The organism is Amphritea atlantica, from assembly GCF_024347255.1.
In the GTDB taxonomy this organism is placed as follows: domain Bacteria; phylum Pseudomonadota; class Gammaproteobacteria; order Pseudomonadales; family Balneatricaceae; genus Amphritea; species Amphritea atlantica.
This window is the reverse complement of the sequence record NZ_AP025284.1, coordinates 2425663-2439744: the sequence shown is the minus strand read 5'-3', so window position 1 is coordinate 2439744 and position 14082 is coordinate 2425663. Positions and strand designations below refer to the sequence as shown.

The 14082-nt window shown below is 49.4% G+C and carries 15 protein-coding genes and 4 tRNA genes; 14 read left to right on the top strand and 5 right to left on the bottom strand.

Annotated features, from left to right (window positions below; all coding sequences use genetic code 11):
• The first annotated feature begins 59 nt into the window (after positions 1-59).
• From OCU43_RS11135 to OCU43_RS11105, 7 genes are all read left to right on the top strand, one after another.
• Positions 60-380, top strand: coding sequence for an excinuclease ABC subunit C (locus tag OCU43_RS11135; protein ID WP_091358934.1), 321 nt, complete (start codon positions 60-62; stop codon positions 378-380).
• A 25-nt stretch (positions 381-405) separates the two neighbouring features.
• Positions 406-2379, top strand: coding sequence for an excinuclease ABC subunit UvrC (gene uvrC / locus OCU43_RS11130; RefSeq protein WP_091358936.1), 1974 nt, complete (start codon positions 406-408; stop codon positions 2377-2379).
• A 55-nt stretch (positions 2380-2434) separates the two neighbouring features.
• On the top strand, positions 2435-2983 hold the full coding sequence (gene pgsA / locus OCU43_RS11125) for a CDP-diacylglycerol--glycerol-3-phosphate 3-phosphatidyltransferase (protein ID WP_091358938.1): 549 nt from the start codon (positions 2435-2437) through the stop codon (positions 2981-2983).
• Positions 2984-3095: 112 nt separating this feature from the next.
• Positions 3096-3171, top strand: a tRNA-Gly gene (locus OCU43_RS11120).
• A gap of 42 nt (positions 3172-3213) precedes the next feature.
• A tRNA-Cys gene (locus OCU43_RS11115) sits at positions 3214-3287 on the top strand.
• Between the two features lie 10 nt (positions 3288-3297).
• Positions 3298-3384, top strand: a tRNA-Leu gene (locus OCU43_RS11110).
• A gap of 40 nt (positions 3385-3424) precedes the next feature.
• Positions 3425-3500, top strand: a tRNA-Gly gene (locus tag OCU43_RS11105).
• 36 nt (positions 3501-3536) lie between these two features.
• On the opposite strand, the gene gap is transcribed toward OCU43_RS11105, so the two are convergent.
• The gene (gene gap, locus OCU43_RS11100) at positions 3537-4553 is read right to left on the bottom strand and encodes a type I glyceraldehyde-3-phosphate dehydrogenase (RefSeq protein WP_091359197.1); all 1017 of its coding nucleotides are present in this window, start codon (positions 4551-4553) and stop codon (positions 3537-3539) included.
• 185 nt (positions 4554-4738) lie between these two features.
• Here gap and OCU43_RS11095 point away from each other — a divergent pair, with 185 nt between their 5' ends.
• From OCU43_RS11095 to OCU43_RS11070, 6 genes are all read left to right on the top strand, one after another.
• Complete coding sequence (locus OCU43_RS11095; RefSeq protein ID WP_091358940.1) at positions 4739-5611, top strand: DNA-binding protein; 873 nt, start codon at positions 4739-4741, stop codon at positions 5609-5611.
• Between the two features lie 20 nt (positions 5612-5631).
• Entirely contained in the window at positions 5632-6087 is a 456-nt protein-coding gene (locus tag OCU43_RS11090) for a response regulator (RefSeq protein ID WP_091358942.1), read from the top strand.
• Between the two features lie 77 nt (positions 6088-6164).
• On the top strand, positions 6165-6830 hold the full coding sequence (locus tag OCU43_RS11085; protein ID WP_091358944.1) for a response regulator: 666 nt from the start codon (positions 6165-6167) through the stop codon (positions 6828-6830).
• 51 nt (positions 6831-6881) lie between these two features.
• Positions 6882-7160, top strand: a complete 279-nt coding sequence (locus tag OCU43_RS11080) for a hypothetical protein (RefSeq protein ID WP_091358946.1) — start codon at positions 6882-6884, stop codon at positions 7158-7160.
• A gap of 1324 nt (positions 7161-8484) precedes the next feature.
• Positions 8485-9711: a tyrosine-type recombinase/integrase gene (locus tag OCU43_RS11075; RefSeq protein ID WP_091358951.1), complete on the top strand. Its 1227-nt coding sequence runs from the start codon at positions 8485-8487 to the stop codon at positions 9709-9711.
• Positions 9712-10124: 413 nt separating this feature from the next.
• A complete protein-coding gene (locus OCU43_RS11070; protein WP_091358953.1) occupies positions 10125-11030 on the top strand; it encodes a methylenetetrahydrofolate reductase in 906 nt (301 codons plus the stop codon).
• 105 nt (positions 11031-11135) lie between these two features.
• On the opposite strand, the gene OCU43_RS11065 is transcribed toward OCU43_RS11070, so the two are convergent.
• The gene (locus OCU43_RS11065; RefSeq protein WP_091358956.1) at positions 11136-12002 is read right to left on the bottom strand and encodes an AraC family transcriptional regulator; all 867 of its coding nucleotides are present in this window, start codon (positions 12000-12002) and stop codon (positions 11136-11138) included.
• A 22-nt stretch (positions 12003-12024) separates the two neighbouring features.
• On the opposite strand from OCU43_RS11065, the gene OCU43_RS11060 reads away from it, so the two are divergent.
• A complete protein-coding gene (locus OCU43_RS11060) occupies positions 12025-12969 on the top strand; it encodes a quinone oxidoreductase family protein (RefSeq protein ID WP_091358959.1) in 945 nt (314 codons plus the stop codon).
• Between the two features lie 161 nt (positions 12970-13130).
• Here the strand turns inward: OCU43_RS11060 and OCU43_RS11055 are convergent, their stop codons facing one another.
• Genes OCU43_RS11055 through OCU43_RS22310 form a run of 3 tightly spaced genes read right to left on the bottom strand, consistent with a single transcriptional unit; the run spans position 13131 to position 14059 of the window.
• Positions 13131-13439, bottom strand: a complete 309-nt coding sequence (locus OCU43_RS11055; protein ID WP_091358962.1) for a helix-turn-helix domain-containing protein — start codon at positions 13437-13439, stop codon at positions 13131-13133.
• 27 nt (positions 13440-13466) lie between these two features.
• Complete coding sequence (locus OCU43_RS11050; protein ID WP_091358965.1) at positions 13467-13817, bottom strand: type II toxin-antitoxin system RelE/ParE family toxin; 351 nt, start codon at positions 13815-13817, stop codon at positions 13467-13469.
• Between the two features lie 41 nt (positions 13818-13858).
• The gene (locus tag OCU43_RS22310) at positions 13859-14059 is read right to left on the bottom strand and encodes a DUF6933 domain-containing protein (protein WP_376787868.1); all 201 of its coding nucleotides are present in this window, start codon (positions 14057-14059) and stop codon (positions 13859-13861) included.
• Between the last annotated feature and the right edge of the window lie 23 nt (positions 14060-14082).

Sequence of the window (14082 nt, the reverse complement as noted above, 5' to 3'; positions counted from 1 at the left end):
AAAAGCTCATAAAGTGATACGATACCAATAACTTTACTCTACTTTTATCAGGATGTCTTATGGCAGCAAATACACGTACACGCGCGAATCAACAGCAACTTCTGCCTAATGAAAAAGATCGTCACCCACTAATGAGTGATTCTGACATCAACACCATTATGCTGAATGGCGCTAAAATCTCGCTCTCTAAGTTAAAGCGTGCACGCAGCTTCGATGCCAGGCTCTATTATTATGCTGAGATCAGCGTCTACCTTGAAGTTAGTTTGTCCCGTGGGGCGGGTATCGCCGATGGTACCCGTAAACAGCTGGAAAAAATTCATACAGAGGCAACCCATTACCATATGGATGCCAATAAGCTATTGAATATCCTTGAGGAATAGAAGGGCGCACAGTTAGAATACGCGGATGAATGAGATTCCTGATAATGACACTAACCGCCCTGATCTGAACCGTGCAGAGTCTGATGACAGCAGCTCTGAAAGCACTTCTGACAGCGTCGCTGTTGATGATGGCGATTCCCTGGCGGAACTGAATAAGCAGGATCAGCAGGGTGGTAGCTCATCCTTTGACAGTAAAAGTTTTCTTTCCCGGCTGACCCGCAGGCCGGGTATCTATCAGATGTACAACAGCAACGGCGAGATACTCTATGTTGGCAAGGCTAAAAACCTGAAAAACAGAGTCAGCAGCTATTTCCGTTCCACAGGCCTCAACATTAAGACTCAGGCGCTGGTCAGCCGTATTGCTGATATACAGGTAACGGTCACCAACAGTGAGACCGAGGCGCTGTTGCTGGAACAGAATCTGATCAAAACCAACCGTCCTCCCTATAACATCCTGCTGCGTGATGATAAATCTTACCCCTATATCTTCGTGTCTACCGAGCAGCAGTATCCTGCTGTCCGCTTTCACCGGGGGGCAAAGCGGCAAAAGGGACGCTATTTCGGCCCCTTTCCCAGCAGTGGAGCGGTGCGTGATAGCCTGGCAATTATGCAGAAGGTATTTCGTATTCGTCAGTGTGAGGAAAGTTTCTTCAAAAACCGTTCCAGGCCTTGCCTGCAATATCAGATCAAACGCTGCAGCGGCCCCTGCGTAGGCATTCCAACGCCGGAGGCGTATCAGGCGGATATCCGCCATGCAATGATGTTTCTGGAGGGCAAAAACAATACCATCATGGATGAATTGGCTGAGCAGATGGACCAGGCCTCTCAGGCGCTCAATTTTGAAGACGCAGCCATCTATCGTGATCAGATCTCCAGTCTGCAGCAGGTGCAGGAGCAGCAGCATGTCAGCGGTCAGAGCGGTGATGCCGATGTGATTGGTTGTGCTCAGCAATCGGGCGCAGTCTGTATGCATATGCTGTTTGTCCGCGGGGGGCGGATTATCGGTAGTAAGGTCTATCATCCGAAATTCAGTATTGAAGAGACGCCACAGGAGCTGCTCGCGGCGTTTATCGCTCAGTGGTATCTGGCAAGCGGCCGGGAGATCCCGCCGCTGCTGATCACCGTGGACGAGGCGGCTGATCGTGAGGTTCTTGAAGCGGCGCTGAGTGAACGCAGTGGCCGTAAAGTCACGCTGGTGCACAAGGTTCGTTCAGATAAATCGGGCTGGCAAAAACTGGCACAAACAAATGCGGAGCAGAATCTGAAAAGCCATCTGGCCAGCAAGCAGAACATCTACAACCGCTATCTGGCGCTACAGGATGTACTGCAACTGGATACTATTCCTCAAAGGATGGAGTGCTTTGATATCAGTCACAGTTCAGGAGAAGCTACAGTAGCGTCCTGTGTTGTATTCGATCGCAATGGTCCGCTGAAGTCCGATTACCGACATTTCAATATCGAAGGTATTACCGGCGGTGATGATTATGCCGCGATGCATCAGGCGCTCACCCGGCGCTATACCCGGCTGAAAAAAGGCGAGGGTAAGCTGCCGGATATTCTGCTGATCGATGGTGGTAAAGGGCAGGTGACTCAGGCGGTTGAAGTGCTGGCGGAACTGCAGATTGATGAGGTTCTGATTGTCGGGGTTGCCAAGGGTAGCGACAGGAAGGCCGGACTGGAAACCCTGATTATGGGCGATAGCGGTGCTGAAGTAGCCCTGCGTGCGGATTCACCGGCGCTGCATCTGATTCAGTATATCCGCGACGAAGCACACCGTTTTGCTATCACAGGCCACCGGGCCAGGAGAGGTAAAGCCCGGCGGAAATCATCCCTTGAGGGGATACCCGGGGTTGGACCTAAGCGGCGCCGTGAGCTGCTGAAACATTTTGGCAGTGTGCAGTCGATTGAAACCGCAAGTATTGAAGAAATTGGAAAAGTCTCTACTATAAGCCGCAAAATTGCCGAAGATATTTATGCTACCCTGCATCCTGATCCTTAATGGCAAAATATTCACTGCCAACTCTGTCCCGTATTTACAGGAAAGCTGAACGTCGATGAAAATACCCAATATCCTGACTTTGCTGCGCATAGTTCTGATTCCTGTTTTTGTATTGGTTTATTATCTGCCCTATGCCTGGGGGCCGATGGCGGCTGCCCTGGTGTTTGCCCTGGCGGCTGTTACTGACTGGTTTGATGGCTATCTGGCCCGCAGGCTGGATCAGACTTCGCCCTTTGGAGCGTTTCTCGACCCGGTCGCTGACAAACTGATGGTGGCGACCGCCCTGGTACTGCTGGTTGATACCTATTCCGTTTTCTGGATTACCGCTCCGGCCATCGTCATAATTGGCCGGGAGATTGTTATCTCAGCGCTGCGTGAGTGGATGGCTGAGCTGGGTAAGCGCGCCAATATCGCCGTCTCCTATATCGGCAAATTGAAAACAGCGTTGCAGATGCTGTCGATCTTCATCATGCTCGCTTTTGTGCCTTATACACTGTTTTCCTGGATTGGTATCGGGGCGCTCTATATTGCGTCAGTACTGACGCTCTGGTCGATGTATGTCTATCTGAAAGCCGCCTGGCCAGACCTGACGGACGATATCTGATCAATCGGTAGACAGATCTAACTTATTAATCTGATTGCACTTTTTTACAGCGGAAAAGTTGTTGACATAAAGAGTGAGCTGTCTATAATACGCACCACTTCTTCGGAAGCATGCGGAATTAGCTCAGTTGGTAGAGCGGAACCTTGCCAAGGTTCAGGTCGTCGGTTCGAGCCCGATATTCCGCTCCAATCCTGCTCAGGCAGGGTTGAGGGTAATATGGTTTACCTAAAGGCGCGGTGGCAGAGTGGTCATGCAGCGGACTGCAACTCCGTGAACGCCGGTTCGATTCCGACCCGCGCCTCCATATTTGCTTTGCCCGGATGATGGAATCGGTAGACATAGGAGACTTAAAATCTCCCGGCTGCAAGGCCGTGCCGGTTCAAGTCCGGCTCCGGGCACCATTTACAGATCGTCCGATCTGGTGTAAAAAAGGTAAGTGAAGCGGAATTAGCTCAGTTGGTAGAGCGGAACCTTGCCAAGGTTCAGGTCGTCGGTTCGAGCCCGATATTCCGCTCCAGTTTCACATTCCTCCTTATCTCTCTGTATCTCTGATTCAATCAGTCTCTCTGTTTCTGAACAGCTCTAAGGTCGTATCCAGCATTCTGTTGGAAAAGCCCCATTCGTTGTCATACCAGGCAAATACTTTCACCAGGCCATCCATTACCCGTGTCTGAGTGCTGTCAAAAATCGATGAGGCTGAGTGGTGGTTGAAGTCGACAGAGACCAGTGGCAGCTCATTATATTCCAGAATGTTTTTCAGGCTGTTTTTTGAAGCGTCCAGCATCAACTGATTGATCTCTTCTGTAGAGGTCTTTCTTTGTGGCACAAAGCAGAGATCAACGAGTGATACATTGGCTGTCGGCACCCTTACCGCCATTCCGGTCAGCCGGCCTTTCAGTTCAGGCATAACGATGCCGACCGCTTCAGCGGCGCCGGTGCGGGTAGGGATCATTGACAGGGTGGCGGCCCGGGCCCGATAGATATCGTTACTGTAAACATCGGAAAGATGCTGGTCATTGGTATAGGCATGGATAGTGGTCATAATGCCTTCTTTGATACCGATGTGATCATTGAGAATCTTCGCCACCGGTGCCAGGCAGTTGGTGGTGCAGGAGGCGTTTGAGATCACCTTGTGTTCCGGTTTAAGAATCGACTGGTTAACACCATAAACAATGGTTGCATCAGCGTTTTTGGCTGGTGCGGATACCAGTACCCGCTGTGCACCCTGGTCCAGATGGACCGCGGCGGCCTCGCGGCTGGTGAAGCGGCCGGTGCACTCGTAAACGATATCGATCTCAAGCTCGGCCCAGGGGAGTGAGTGAGGGTCGGCTTCGCTGAGGATCTTTATACTGTCTCCAGCCACCTTCATAGTATCGCCTTCGGCGCTGACCGGATAATTGAAATGACCATGTACGCTATCGAATTCGGTGAGGTGTGCATTAACCCGGCTATCCCCCAGGTCGTTGATGGCAACAATTTCAATCTGACTATTCTTACCTGATTCATACAGGGCGCGAAGAATATTGCGCCCTATACGACCATACCCGTTAATCGCTACTCTGATTGTCATGGCATGCTCCTTCTGCTGCATTGGCTTTGTTTCAGCATAAGACGATAATGGCTGAAGTCAAAGTAACAACCGTTGTCGTCGGGGAGAGAGTTCACTATTTTGTGTGTCTCTGCTGATTCAGCTGGTAGTGTCGGGATTGCTCATATAAGATAAGTATCTAATATGTATTATGTATTTTTAATATCATGACAATGACACCCAAGACCTACGACAAAGTATTTGAAATAGCCGACAATCTGCTTGCTGAGGGGCGAAAGCCCACCCAGCAGATGGTGCGCAATGAGTTAGGGGTTGGCAGCCTGACGACCATTAATAAAGCATTGAATGACTGGTGGCAGGGCCTGGGTAAGCGGCTGATTGAACTGAATGCCCGACCGGATATTCCTGAGCCGGTATTTAATAGTGCTAACACGCTGTGGCAGCAGGCGCTGGCTTATGCTGAGCACCAGCTGTCTGATCAGCGGGAGCAGCTTGAACAGCGTTATCTGGCGCTAAAAGCTGAGCTGGAAGGGCGTAATACCGAGAGTCATAATGACTTGCGCCGCCTGCAGGATTTGTCTGATAAGCTTCTGAGTGAAAACCAGCAGAGCCTGGCGGCTATCGCAGAGCTGCAAAAAAAGCAGCTGGCGCAGGATGAACGAGAGATGCGCCTCGAATCCGAAAATCGGGATCTGCGGCGCCAGATAAAAGAGTTTGAGATCACTCTTGAGCAGCTCGAGCGAAGTGGTGGTGGCAATCATCAGCAGGAAGTGCTGGAGTATCCGCATAAAAATCAGTACCTTGAAGGGGAGACTTCAAGGCTTGAAAAACATAATCAGGTTCTGCAGGATGAAAACCGTCAGTTGAGAGACGCGCTGCTCGACGTTGAGCGGCAAAGCTTTAAAGAGAAACATCAGCTGGAACAGGTGATCAGTCAGCAGGATATGCGCTATCGTGAGATGGAGCAGAAGCTGAATTCAGGCAGTGTAGATTCATTGCTTGAGGTACGTTTACAAGAAAAAGAGCGTGAGGTTGAACGGCTTCACTCCCTATTGGAAAACATTAAGTTAAAGTCATAACTACTTGAATATTTGAGACTATGGATACATATCTGGAGAAGGGCTCATCGTACGGAGAGATTCTTGAAGGGATTAAAAGTTGTGATCCTGACGGTGCTGTTTGCTGTACTGATGAGCCTGTTTTCAATCTTGCCAAGGTGGTGCTTGTTAAGGAGAAACTGGTTGGTATTACTCTGCAGCTGGTTGACGAGCAGGGGTATGCTACCCGCCAGGTTACCAGTAAAAAGCCCTCCGACGATCAGCCAAGCGACAGCCATCTGAGTACTCGCCAGACGGCAGTTATCAGAGCGCTTGAAAAAGTGCTGCAGCACTGTAAAAAGGAAGGCATCAAGCTTATTGGATACAGTGATGAGCTGGTTGCTATGCCTGTCGTGGTGAGTTCTGATGATGTGTCTCCCGCTGTAGCACTGGATATTGATACACACGGTGTCTATTTCGGGGCTGATAGTGTGATTAACAATAACGACAACATTTAATCAAGACACTGCATTACTGATCGTTGATCGGTATAATTGGCCCATAGATAGAATATTCAAAGGGATCTGAGCTATACATGAGAGCTATCAAGGTATTGTTGGTTGATGATCATCCTGTTGTCAGAGCGGGGTTTCAGCGTCTGCTCGATAATGACAGCGGGATTGATATCATTGCTGAGGCCAGTAGTGGCCAGGAAGCGGTAGAAAAGTACTTTTCCGTTTGTCCGGATGTGGTGATCATGGATCTTTCTATGCCTTCCGATGGCTCTGAAGGTGATGGAATTCAGAATTATGGTGGTCTTGAAGCCATACGGGTGATCAGGGCCAAAGATCCTGAAGCCAAAGTCCTGGTGCTGACGGTTATGGAAAGTGAGCCATTCCCCGCGCATGTTGTTCAGGCGGGTGCGTCAGGTTATCTGACCAAGCGTTGCGCCCCTGACGAGCTTCTGAAGGCCGTGTATGAGGTCTCAGAAGGGCGCACATACTATGCAGAAAGTATTCGTGAGATGCTGGCTCCGGGCGCAGCGGACGGTAATTCCCCATTCAACAAGCTCACTAAGCGTGAGTTTCAGATTTTCTCATGCCTCGCTCAGGGGCAATCGGCAGCTCAGATCGCTGAAAAGATGTTTCTGAGCCCTAAAACTGTACACGCCCATCGTGCCAATATCCTGCGCAAACTGGGTATCAATAACAATTCTGAACTTGTACATATCGCTATCCGTCATAGTATTGTAGAGGCCTGAGTATTTCATTCAGACCGCACAATAATCGCGTGCCAATTTGAGGCGTAATCTATGTACGATCAGGACCAGTCTGAGCTTATTCTTGAAGCGGATTTTCTCTGGCGTGAAATTCGCGTTGGAGATGAGATCTATCTTGATGCTGACTTTTACAGCAGCAACCGGCGTTTGCTATGCCGGGGCGCACCTTACCAGGTGCTGGCCAAAATAGATAAAACCTGCGGCGCGCAGGAGCTGATTGTTCAGTCATATCAAACCCATGAACTGGTTGCGGTTTCACCATTCCTTGTGTGCAGTTATGAATCACCTGAACAGCCGATACTGATCTCCTGATCAGCGATTTTCTTCTCCAGACTTTCCCGGATTTTCCTTCTTAACGTAAGCAGTACACAGCAGAGCAGGCGGATTTTTATCCGCCTGTTTTTTGTCGTGCGCAGACTCGCGTTCGGCAGTGTTTACCTTAAAGATCGTTAGATTTTTCACGTAGCGCACGCAAATTTCACCGTCTTTTATTAAACCAGTAGTAAGCCTTAGCTAGCTTGGAATGTCCTGAATAGCGACAATCTCTATAAATATATCACTTCGTATAATGTATATTATGTTAAATATGATATTTTTAAGGGGATGGATGTTGGAGGCACAGCCTGTCCATAGAATGGTTTGAAGGTATGGATCGAAAGCGTGGTTCGAAATGAGACAGGGGTTCTGGTTGGTTGCGATGAGCATCACCCTGCACCAGGCTCTGTTCAGGCTTCAGTTGTGTTGCCTGAAATGAAAAAGGCTTACTACCTGGTCTTTCAGATTGATCTCTTGATGTCGTATCTCCTGCTGCCAGATCGCGTCTGAAACTTGAGATCTTAAGCGTGAAAACAGACCGTGCGGAGAGCGTCGAAGAATTTAGTTTTGTGGGTAATCCTGTCGCTGCGTGAAATCTCCTGCGATGATCAAACGCGTAGATTCATGTCACCACTTCCTCCTGAAATGAGATCTGATTAAATGAGATTCGAAGAGCGATCTGAAACCAGGAGCGTTTGATGCTCTGTTCCGGAAACATGAATGCGAACGGTTTTCTCAATCCGGACATTATTCCCCGGTTATTCCATCGATTGTTCTATCAAAGCAAAATGCTTAGTTCCTTATGCTTAGCTCCTTTTTGGATAATTGCGTGCGGACAGTACCGTTGATTTAAATTTTCAGGGTGACTCTGCCACTCCGTGAAATCTAACCGGCAGGTTCGCTTCAGATGAGCCTCTGACAGTGTCTTGTTGATCTCATTGTCATCTCGTCAAGGGCTGACCCGTGAAAAGGATAAATGACATTGCTGCCTAGTGTTTGGCCTGGTTGATGCGACAGGACTATCTACATGACATGCCGTTGATCTTCGACAGTAGCTATATTGGTATCGTCCAGCAAAGCGAAGCCAGTGGTTGTTATGTAAATTCAGTGATGTATGCCGTGAGCGTTGAGATAGTTATGTGATTAAAAGTAGCTATGTAAAGTAACTATGACTAAAAGCAGCAATTAAAAGCAGCTTAGCGCTCTTAATGGGGTTGTACGTGTGCTCTATCTAATTACCAGTAGTAGACACTACTGGTAATTGGCACTTATGAATCTTATACTTATGACACTATTCTGAATCTGCTTAAGGCCTTTAACCGTGTCGAGTAAATCCTTTCCTGGCATCCCTCTCTTTGACTCAGCTAAGTATTTCAATCAGATTTCCAGAAACGCTGTATTCCCTGATCAATCACCCGCCGTTGAAGCATTCGTACTCAGCCTCGGCATTGAAGACGCTCTGGATGACTATCGCTATACCAAGGACTTTCTCACCAGTTACAGCAAGAAAAGCCAGGATACTTACGATAAGTTCCGTGGCGATTCTGAGCGCCTGCTGTTATGGTCCTGGCTGATTAAGCGTAAGTCCGTGGTAGCGCTCCGCCGGCGGGATCTTGAAGAATACACTGACTTTGTCGCCAGGCCTGACTCCAACTGGCAGGCAGACAATACAGAAAGACGTTTTCTGACCGTTGCCGGGATACGTGTGCCTAATGAACGCTGGCGTCCATTTCGGGCAGCCGGTGCAGGTAAAGGCCGCTTAAATACAAAATCATGGCAAGGTTTGTTTTCTAATCTGAGTGTCTATTTCAATTACCTTATGGCTGAAGATTATGCGCCGGGCAATCAGGTTCCGATTGTGAAGAAAAACTGTCCATACCTCCGTCACGAAACAGGTATCAGTACTGCCAAGCGACTTTCTGAACTGCAATGGGAATACCTCCTGAGCACGGCAACATCGATGGCCGCTACCGATCCACAGCACGAACGAACTCTGTTTGTCATCGCCACCTTAAAGTCACTTAAACTGCGCATCTCTGAGCTGGCTGAACGTTCTAACTGGTTACCTGTGATGTCCCATTTTCATCGAGACCATGAAGGTAACTGGTGGTATCGTACCTACGGTAAAGGCTCTAAAGAACGAGATGTCTCCATCTCAAACGAATACCTGCAGTTCTTAAAGCGCTATCGTGAGTTCCGGGGCTTAACCCCCCTTCCCTCTAAAGACTCTTCAGAACCTGTGATCGAGTCCAGAGTCCGCAATCGCGGTATCGGTACCCGACAGCTGCGTAATATCGTAGAAGTCGCCTTTATTGAAAGCTGTGAATCATTATTACGGGATGGTTTTGAGGTCGAAGCATCAGAACTGCAAGCCGCAACAACTCATTGGTTGCGGCATACGGGTGCATCGATGGAAGTGGCCGCAGGTCGTAACCTTGCACACGTTCAGGCCGACCTGGGGCATGGCAGCATCAGAACCACCGATGAGCTTTATGTGGATTCGGATAATATGGAGCGGGCTTCGAGTGCTAAAAATCAGGAGGTATAATTCATCAATAATACATCGAGTTATTCATTCTTCTTAAAGTACTCTGTCAGAAAAGCATCTCTCTTTATTGTTGTCGTTGCTGAATAGTAGTGGCTGAAAATATGCCGGGCGGACGCAATCCAGGCATAAGCATGCATGCAAAATGGAGTGCCCCGGACTGCCTGCACTACGCATTTGTGAAGTGCGCGTTACTCTCGCCACCTCCACCAATCTGTACTCATTATAATTATTCCTTTTATGCCTGATCCTGTTTTCTGTTCAGGCGTAATCTTGCCCCAATCAAATATCAGAGGCGCTTTCTGGCTACTGTTGATTTGGCTCATCAGCGTCCCGATAACCTATATCCTGACGTTGATATTACGCAGCTCATACCGGGCTAGCCGGTCACATCATATTTCATAGAGTGTGGATTCATGCATATCGTACAACCGGACAACACAGCGGCCATTGAAAAGAGTCCCAGCGCAGCGGCATACACGCTGGAAGTGACAGGCAAGGAGATCCGCCAGATCGAAATAGCTGCACCACTGATTCCACCGGGCACGCCGATCAACATCGCGTTTCTGGGCAATGAGAACCCTGATCAGCGAGTGAATGCCGCCAGAGTCATTCGGGAATGCGGCTTTGAGCCTGTCCCCATCATCTCTTCGCGCCGCTTACGCTCGGAAGAGGATCTCAACAGTCTGATTACGCAGCTAAACCGCGCAGCCTGCCCGTCCCGCTATATTTTCGTCGGCGGAGATCCCGCTACGCCAGCGGGTCCATACACCGATTCGCTGGCCCTGCTCGCAAGTGGGGTATTACAACGCCATGACATTCATCATGTTGGGATCGTCGGCTATCCCGATGGGCATCCGAAGATCAGTACAGATAAACTCTGGCACGCACTGGAATGGAAATATCAATTGCTTCGAGATGCTCATTGCACGCTGGAGATCACCACTCAGTTTGGTTTCGATACTGAGGCTATCGTGCGCTGGATCAGACAACTACGCGATCGCGGCATCGATGCCCCTGTTAATATCGGCGTTCCAGGGCCAGCAAGTATCAGCCAGCTGCTCCGATATGCAAAGCAGTTTGGGGTAGTCGCATCCACGGAAATTGCCGGGCGTTACGGGCTGTCATTGGCGACCTTGCTGCGTAAGTCTGTCGCGGATCACTTCTGGGCAGATCTTGTCCGCGGCCTGGCAGAGAAGGAACTGGGAGATATTGGATACCACCTCTACCCTTTCGGCGGTATTAAGGACGGTGTCCGTTGGATGAATTCCCGGGTTTGCAATGATCAGCCATTAGCGGACAGTTCTGGCCTGGAGGTTTAACACAACAGTGATCGCCGGTCTTTAATAGCATCATGCTTTTTTAGCGCATTGCTCTTTTACCCGGCAACCCCCTCTGAATGATAAGAGCGTAATGTAAAATAGCTGTCAGCCAGACTTTGATTTTCGATATTCCCCCGGCGTCATACCGCAGTACTTTTGGAACATGCTGATAAAGGTCGATGTGGACTCATAGCCAATATCAGCAGCAATCATGGTAACGGAGTCCCTGCTAGTCACCAGTCGCTCCAGTGCTACCTGCAAGCGCAGTTGTTGACGCCACTGTTGAAAGGTCATACGGGCTTCTTTCTGAAACAGTCTCTGTAATGTCCGTTCGGATGCGCCTACCAGCGTCCCCCACTCTGACAGCGTATGTTGCAATGACGGATCTTCTTCCAGTTGATAGCAGATGTTGCGCAACCGCGAGTCCACCGGTAATGGCAGATATAGTGGTGCCTGCGGCGCTACCGAGATCTGATCTCTCAGGGTACGGAACAAGCGTCCAGCCGGGCTATGCCAGTCATAATCTACCGGTTGTTTAAGCGCTTCCTGAATCAGTTCGCGAAGCAGTTGTGATACTTCCAGGACAAGACACTCCTGCGCTAAATCAGCTGTCGCCACCGGCAAAATGTTAATACTGGTGAGTTCTGCGCCGTACAGTGATGAGATTTCATGAGGCTGATTGGGGGGGACCCAAACGGCCCGATCGGGTGGAATCAGATACCGGGCTGCAGGTGTAATAACGTCCAGAGCCCCCTGACGGCAGTACACCAGTTGCCCCCAGTTATGCGTGTGCGCGGCCACCACTGTTTGAGCCTGAAGTTGGCGATAAAGGACGCTGACCGGCCGGATGGGTTTGCCTTCGGGAAAAACGATTAACGGTACACGCAGCCAATCGTGTCGGGTTTCCTGCATAAGTTGTCTTATTTTCAGATGTTCGCCAATCAGTTTATGGGCAGACTTAACGAACTTCAAGCAGCCAACTCAGGAGACTTAAATGAAAGCCGCCGTCATTACTGACTTCAACCAGCCCCCCGTTATCGGTGAAATTGCCGACCTCATCCTACAGCCCGGTGAGCAAAGGGTTTTCCCCCGTGCAACTGCCATCAGCCAACTGGTGCGCGCCAAAGCCTCAGGCCTGCATTACAGCAGCGGCACTGCCTTACCTATGGTGCCCGGTGTGGATGGCGTAGGTCTGCTGGAAAATGGTGACCGGGTATTCTTTGTTTTTCCTCGTGATGGCAGCATGGCTGAACAGGCCGCCGTCAGAAGCGTGCTTTGTGTCCCCATACCCGATGACCTTGATGATATTTCCGCTGCGGCTCTTGCTAACCCGGGAATGTCCTCAATAGCAGCCCTGCAGTACCGGGCCAGCTTTAGCGTCGGCGAAACTGTTCTGATCAATGGTGCTGCTGGCGCATCAGGTCGTTTAGCTATTCAGATTGCGCGCTATCTGGGTGCTTCCACCATCATTGCCACTGCCCGCAATCCTGATGATGCTGACACCCTGCTGGCATTAGGCGCAGATCAGTTTATCAGCCTTAACCAGTCTGCAGAGCAACTGACTGCCGCCTTCCGCGACCTGCTGGAAACATCTCCCGTGGATATCGTCCTGGATTATTTATGGGGCATACCCGCCGCCTGCCTGCTCAGGGCTATACCCGCCTTGCCGGATAACCCCCTGAGGTATGTGAATATTGGCTCGATGGCGGGTGCAGACCTCCCCCTCGATGCAGGCACCCTCAGAAGCAAAAATCTTGTACTGATGGGCAGCGGCATTGGCAGCGTTGCGCCGGGCAACCTGATTAAAAGTATCAGCCAGGTATTCGAATGGGCCCAACCGGCAGGCCTGAAGATCAACACCAAAGCGATGACCCTGGATCAGGTAACGCAAGCCTGGCAATACACAGGATCAGAGCGTCTGGTGTTGACGATTGGTTAACTGAGGCAGAGCGTCTACAGGACCCAACACAATCCCTTAGCTGGATTTACACGTGTCTGGAAAACGCTCTGGGCAGTATGCAGATACAGCTGTTGTAACGTTGAAACCTGACTGGTCAGTAGTCACGATCAGCCTGTCTTCAGGGTAATTTTAAGGGCGAGTTATATAACCGCTTCAATCCCTTTTTTATCAATGACATTGAGCAAGCGCAAAGCGGCTCCCTGAGGCTGGGTTTTGCCTTGCTCCCACTTTTTAACACTTTCACTGCTCATGTTAAGAACGGTCGCTAATACCCCCTGGCTTATGTGCTCTCGCTGTCTTATTGATTTAATTCTAGCTGCTGTCATCTCTTCATTTTTAGCGCTCATGGCTAATGCATCAATTTTACGCATCGTTAATTGATCGATAGTACCGTTGTCATTAAAACGCTTTGCAATTGCGTGCATTTTGTCTAAACGTGTATCAACCATTTTTAACCTCTCTCAGCAGACCCGCTGTTATGTTTTGCCTGATCTGTTTATCTGTAAAATTAAGGAAGCTATCACCCAATAGTCTGTATGTTTCCAGTAGCTTATCGGGGATCTCTTTACCTTTCTTTGGAACATCTGCCTTGCGCCAGCCATCAATAAAAAAAGGAGATTATCCTTACGGATTGCTACCACGCTCCTGTTAGAATCTCGTTTACTTTGCCTGGGTGAAGGTATTCTTTTTTTGAACAGTCTCCCCATATCCAGATCGCCATCATGCAGACCATTGTTAAGTTCGTTAGCGACTTTTAAAACGATCTTATCGTCCAGCTGTGCTTTGACCATGAAATCATCAAAGTCATCGGTAACATATATCTTCACTGATATTAATCTCCCCAACTGTGGTATACATTACCATAGTTTTAGAATGGCAAACACTGTCTTGTAGCAATCGATTTCTGTTGGCTTTCAAAATTTCCAGCAGGCATGGTATTCAACAGCATATCGCTTAACCACCAATCCAGCTGCTTAATCTCTTTCAGGGTGACAGTTGTTAATGCGACAGTAAAACGGGTCTGATCATGAGTAAACACGATGCACTGGCGGCGCTGTATGGTGGTGATATTGGCATGCTAGTCGCCCAGCA

Bases quoted from the DNA above. Each gene is read 5' to 3' on its own strand.
- OCU43_RS11070 (WP_091358953.1), top strand. From the start codon at position 10,125: ATGCATATCGTACAACCGGACAACACAGCGGCCATTGAAAAGAGTCCC.
- gap (WP_091359197.1), bottom strand. From the start codon at position 4,553: ATGACAATCAGAGTAGCGATTAACGGGTATGGTCGTATAGGGCGCAAT.
- OCU43_RS11060 (WP_091358959.1), top strand. From the start codon at position 12,025: ATGAAAGCCGCCGTCATTACTGACTTCAACCAGCCCCCCGTTATCGGT.
- OCU43_RS11080 (WP_091358946.1), top strand. From the start codon at position 6,882: ATGTACGATCAGGACCAGTCTGAGCTTATTCTTGAAGCGGATTTTCTC.
- OCU43_RS11090 (WP_091358942.1), top strand. From the start codon at position 5,632: ATGGATACATATCTGGAGAAGGGCTCATCGTACGGAGAGATTCTTGAA.
- OCU43_RS11095 (WP_091358940.1), top strand. From the start codon at position 4,739: ATGACAATGACACCCAAGACCTACGACAAAGTATTTGAAATAGCCGAC.
- OCU43_RS11055 (WP_091358962.1), bottom strand. From the start codon at position 13,439: ATGGTTGATACACGTTTAGACAAAATGCACGCAATTGCAAAGCGTTTT.
- OCU43_RS11135 (WP_091358934.1), top strand. From the start codon at position 60: ATGGCAGCAAATACACGTACACGCGCGAATCAACAGCAACTTCTGCCT.
- uvrC (WP_091358936.1), top strand. From the start codon at position 406: ATGAATGAGATTCCTGATAATGACACTAACCGCCCTGATCTGAACCGT.
- pgsA (WP_091358938.1), top strand. From the start codon at position 2,435: ATGAAAATACCCAATATCCTGACTTTGCTGCGCATAGTTCTGATTCCT.
- OCU43_RS11085 (WP_091358944.1), top strand. From the start codon at position 6,165: ATGAGAGCTATCAAGGTATTGTTGGTTGATGATCATCCTGTTGTCAGA.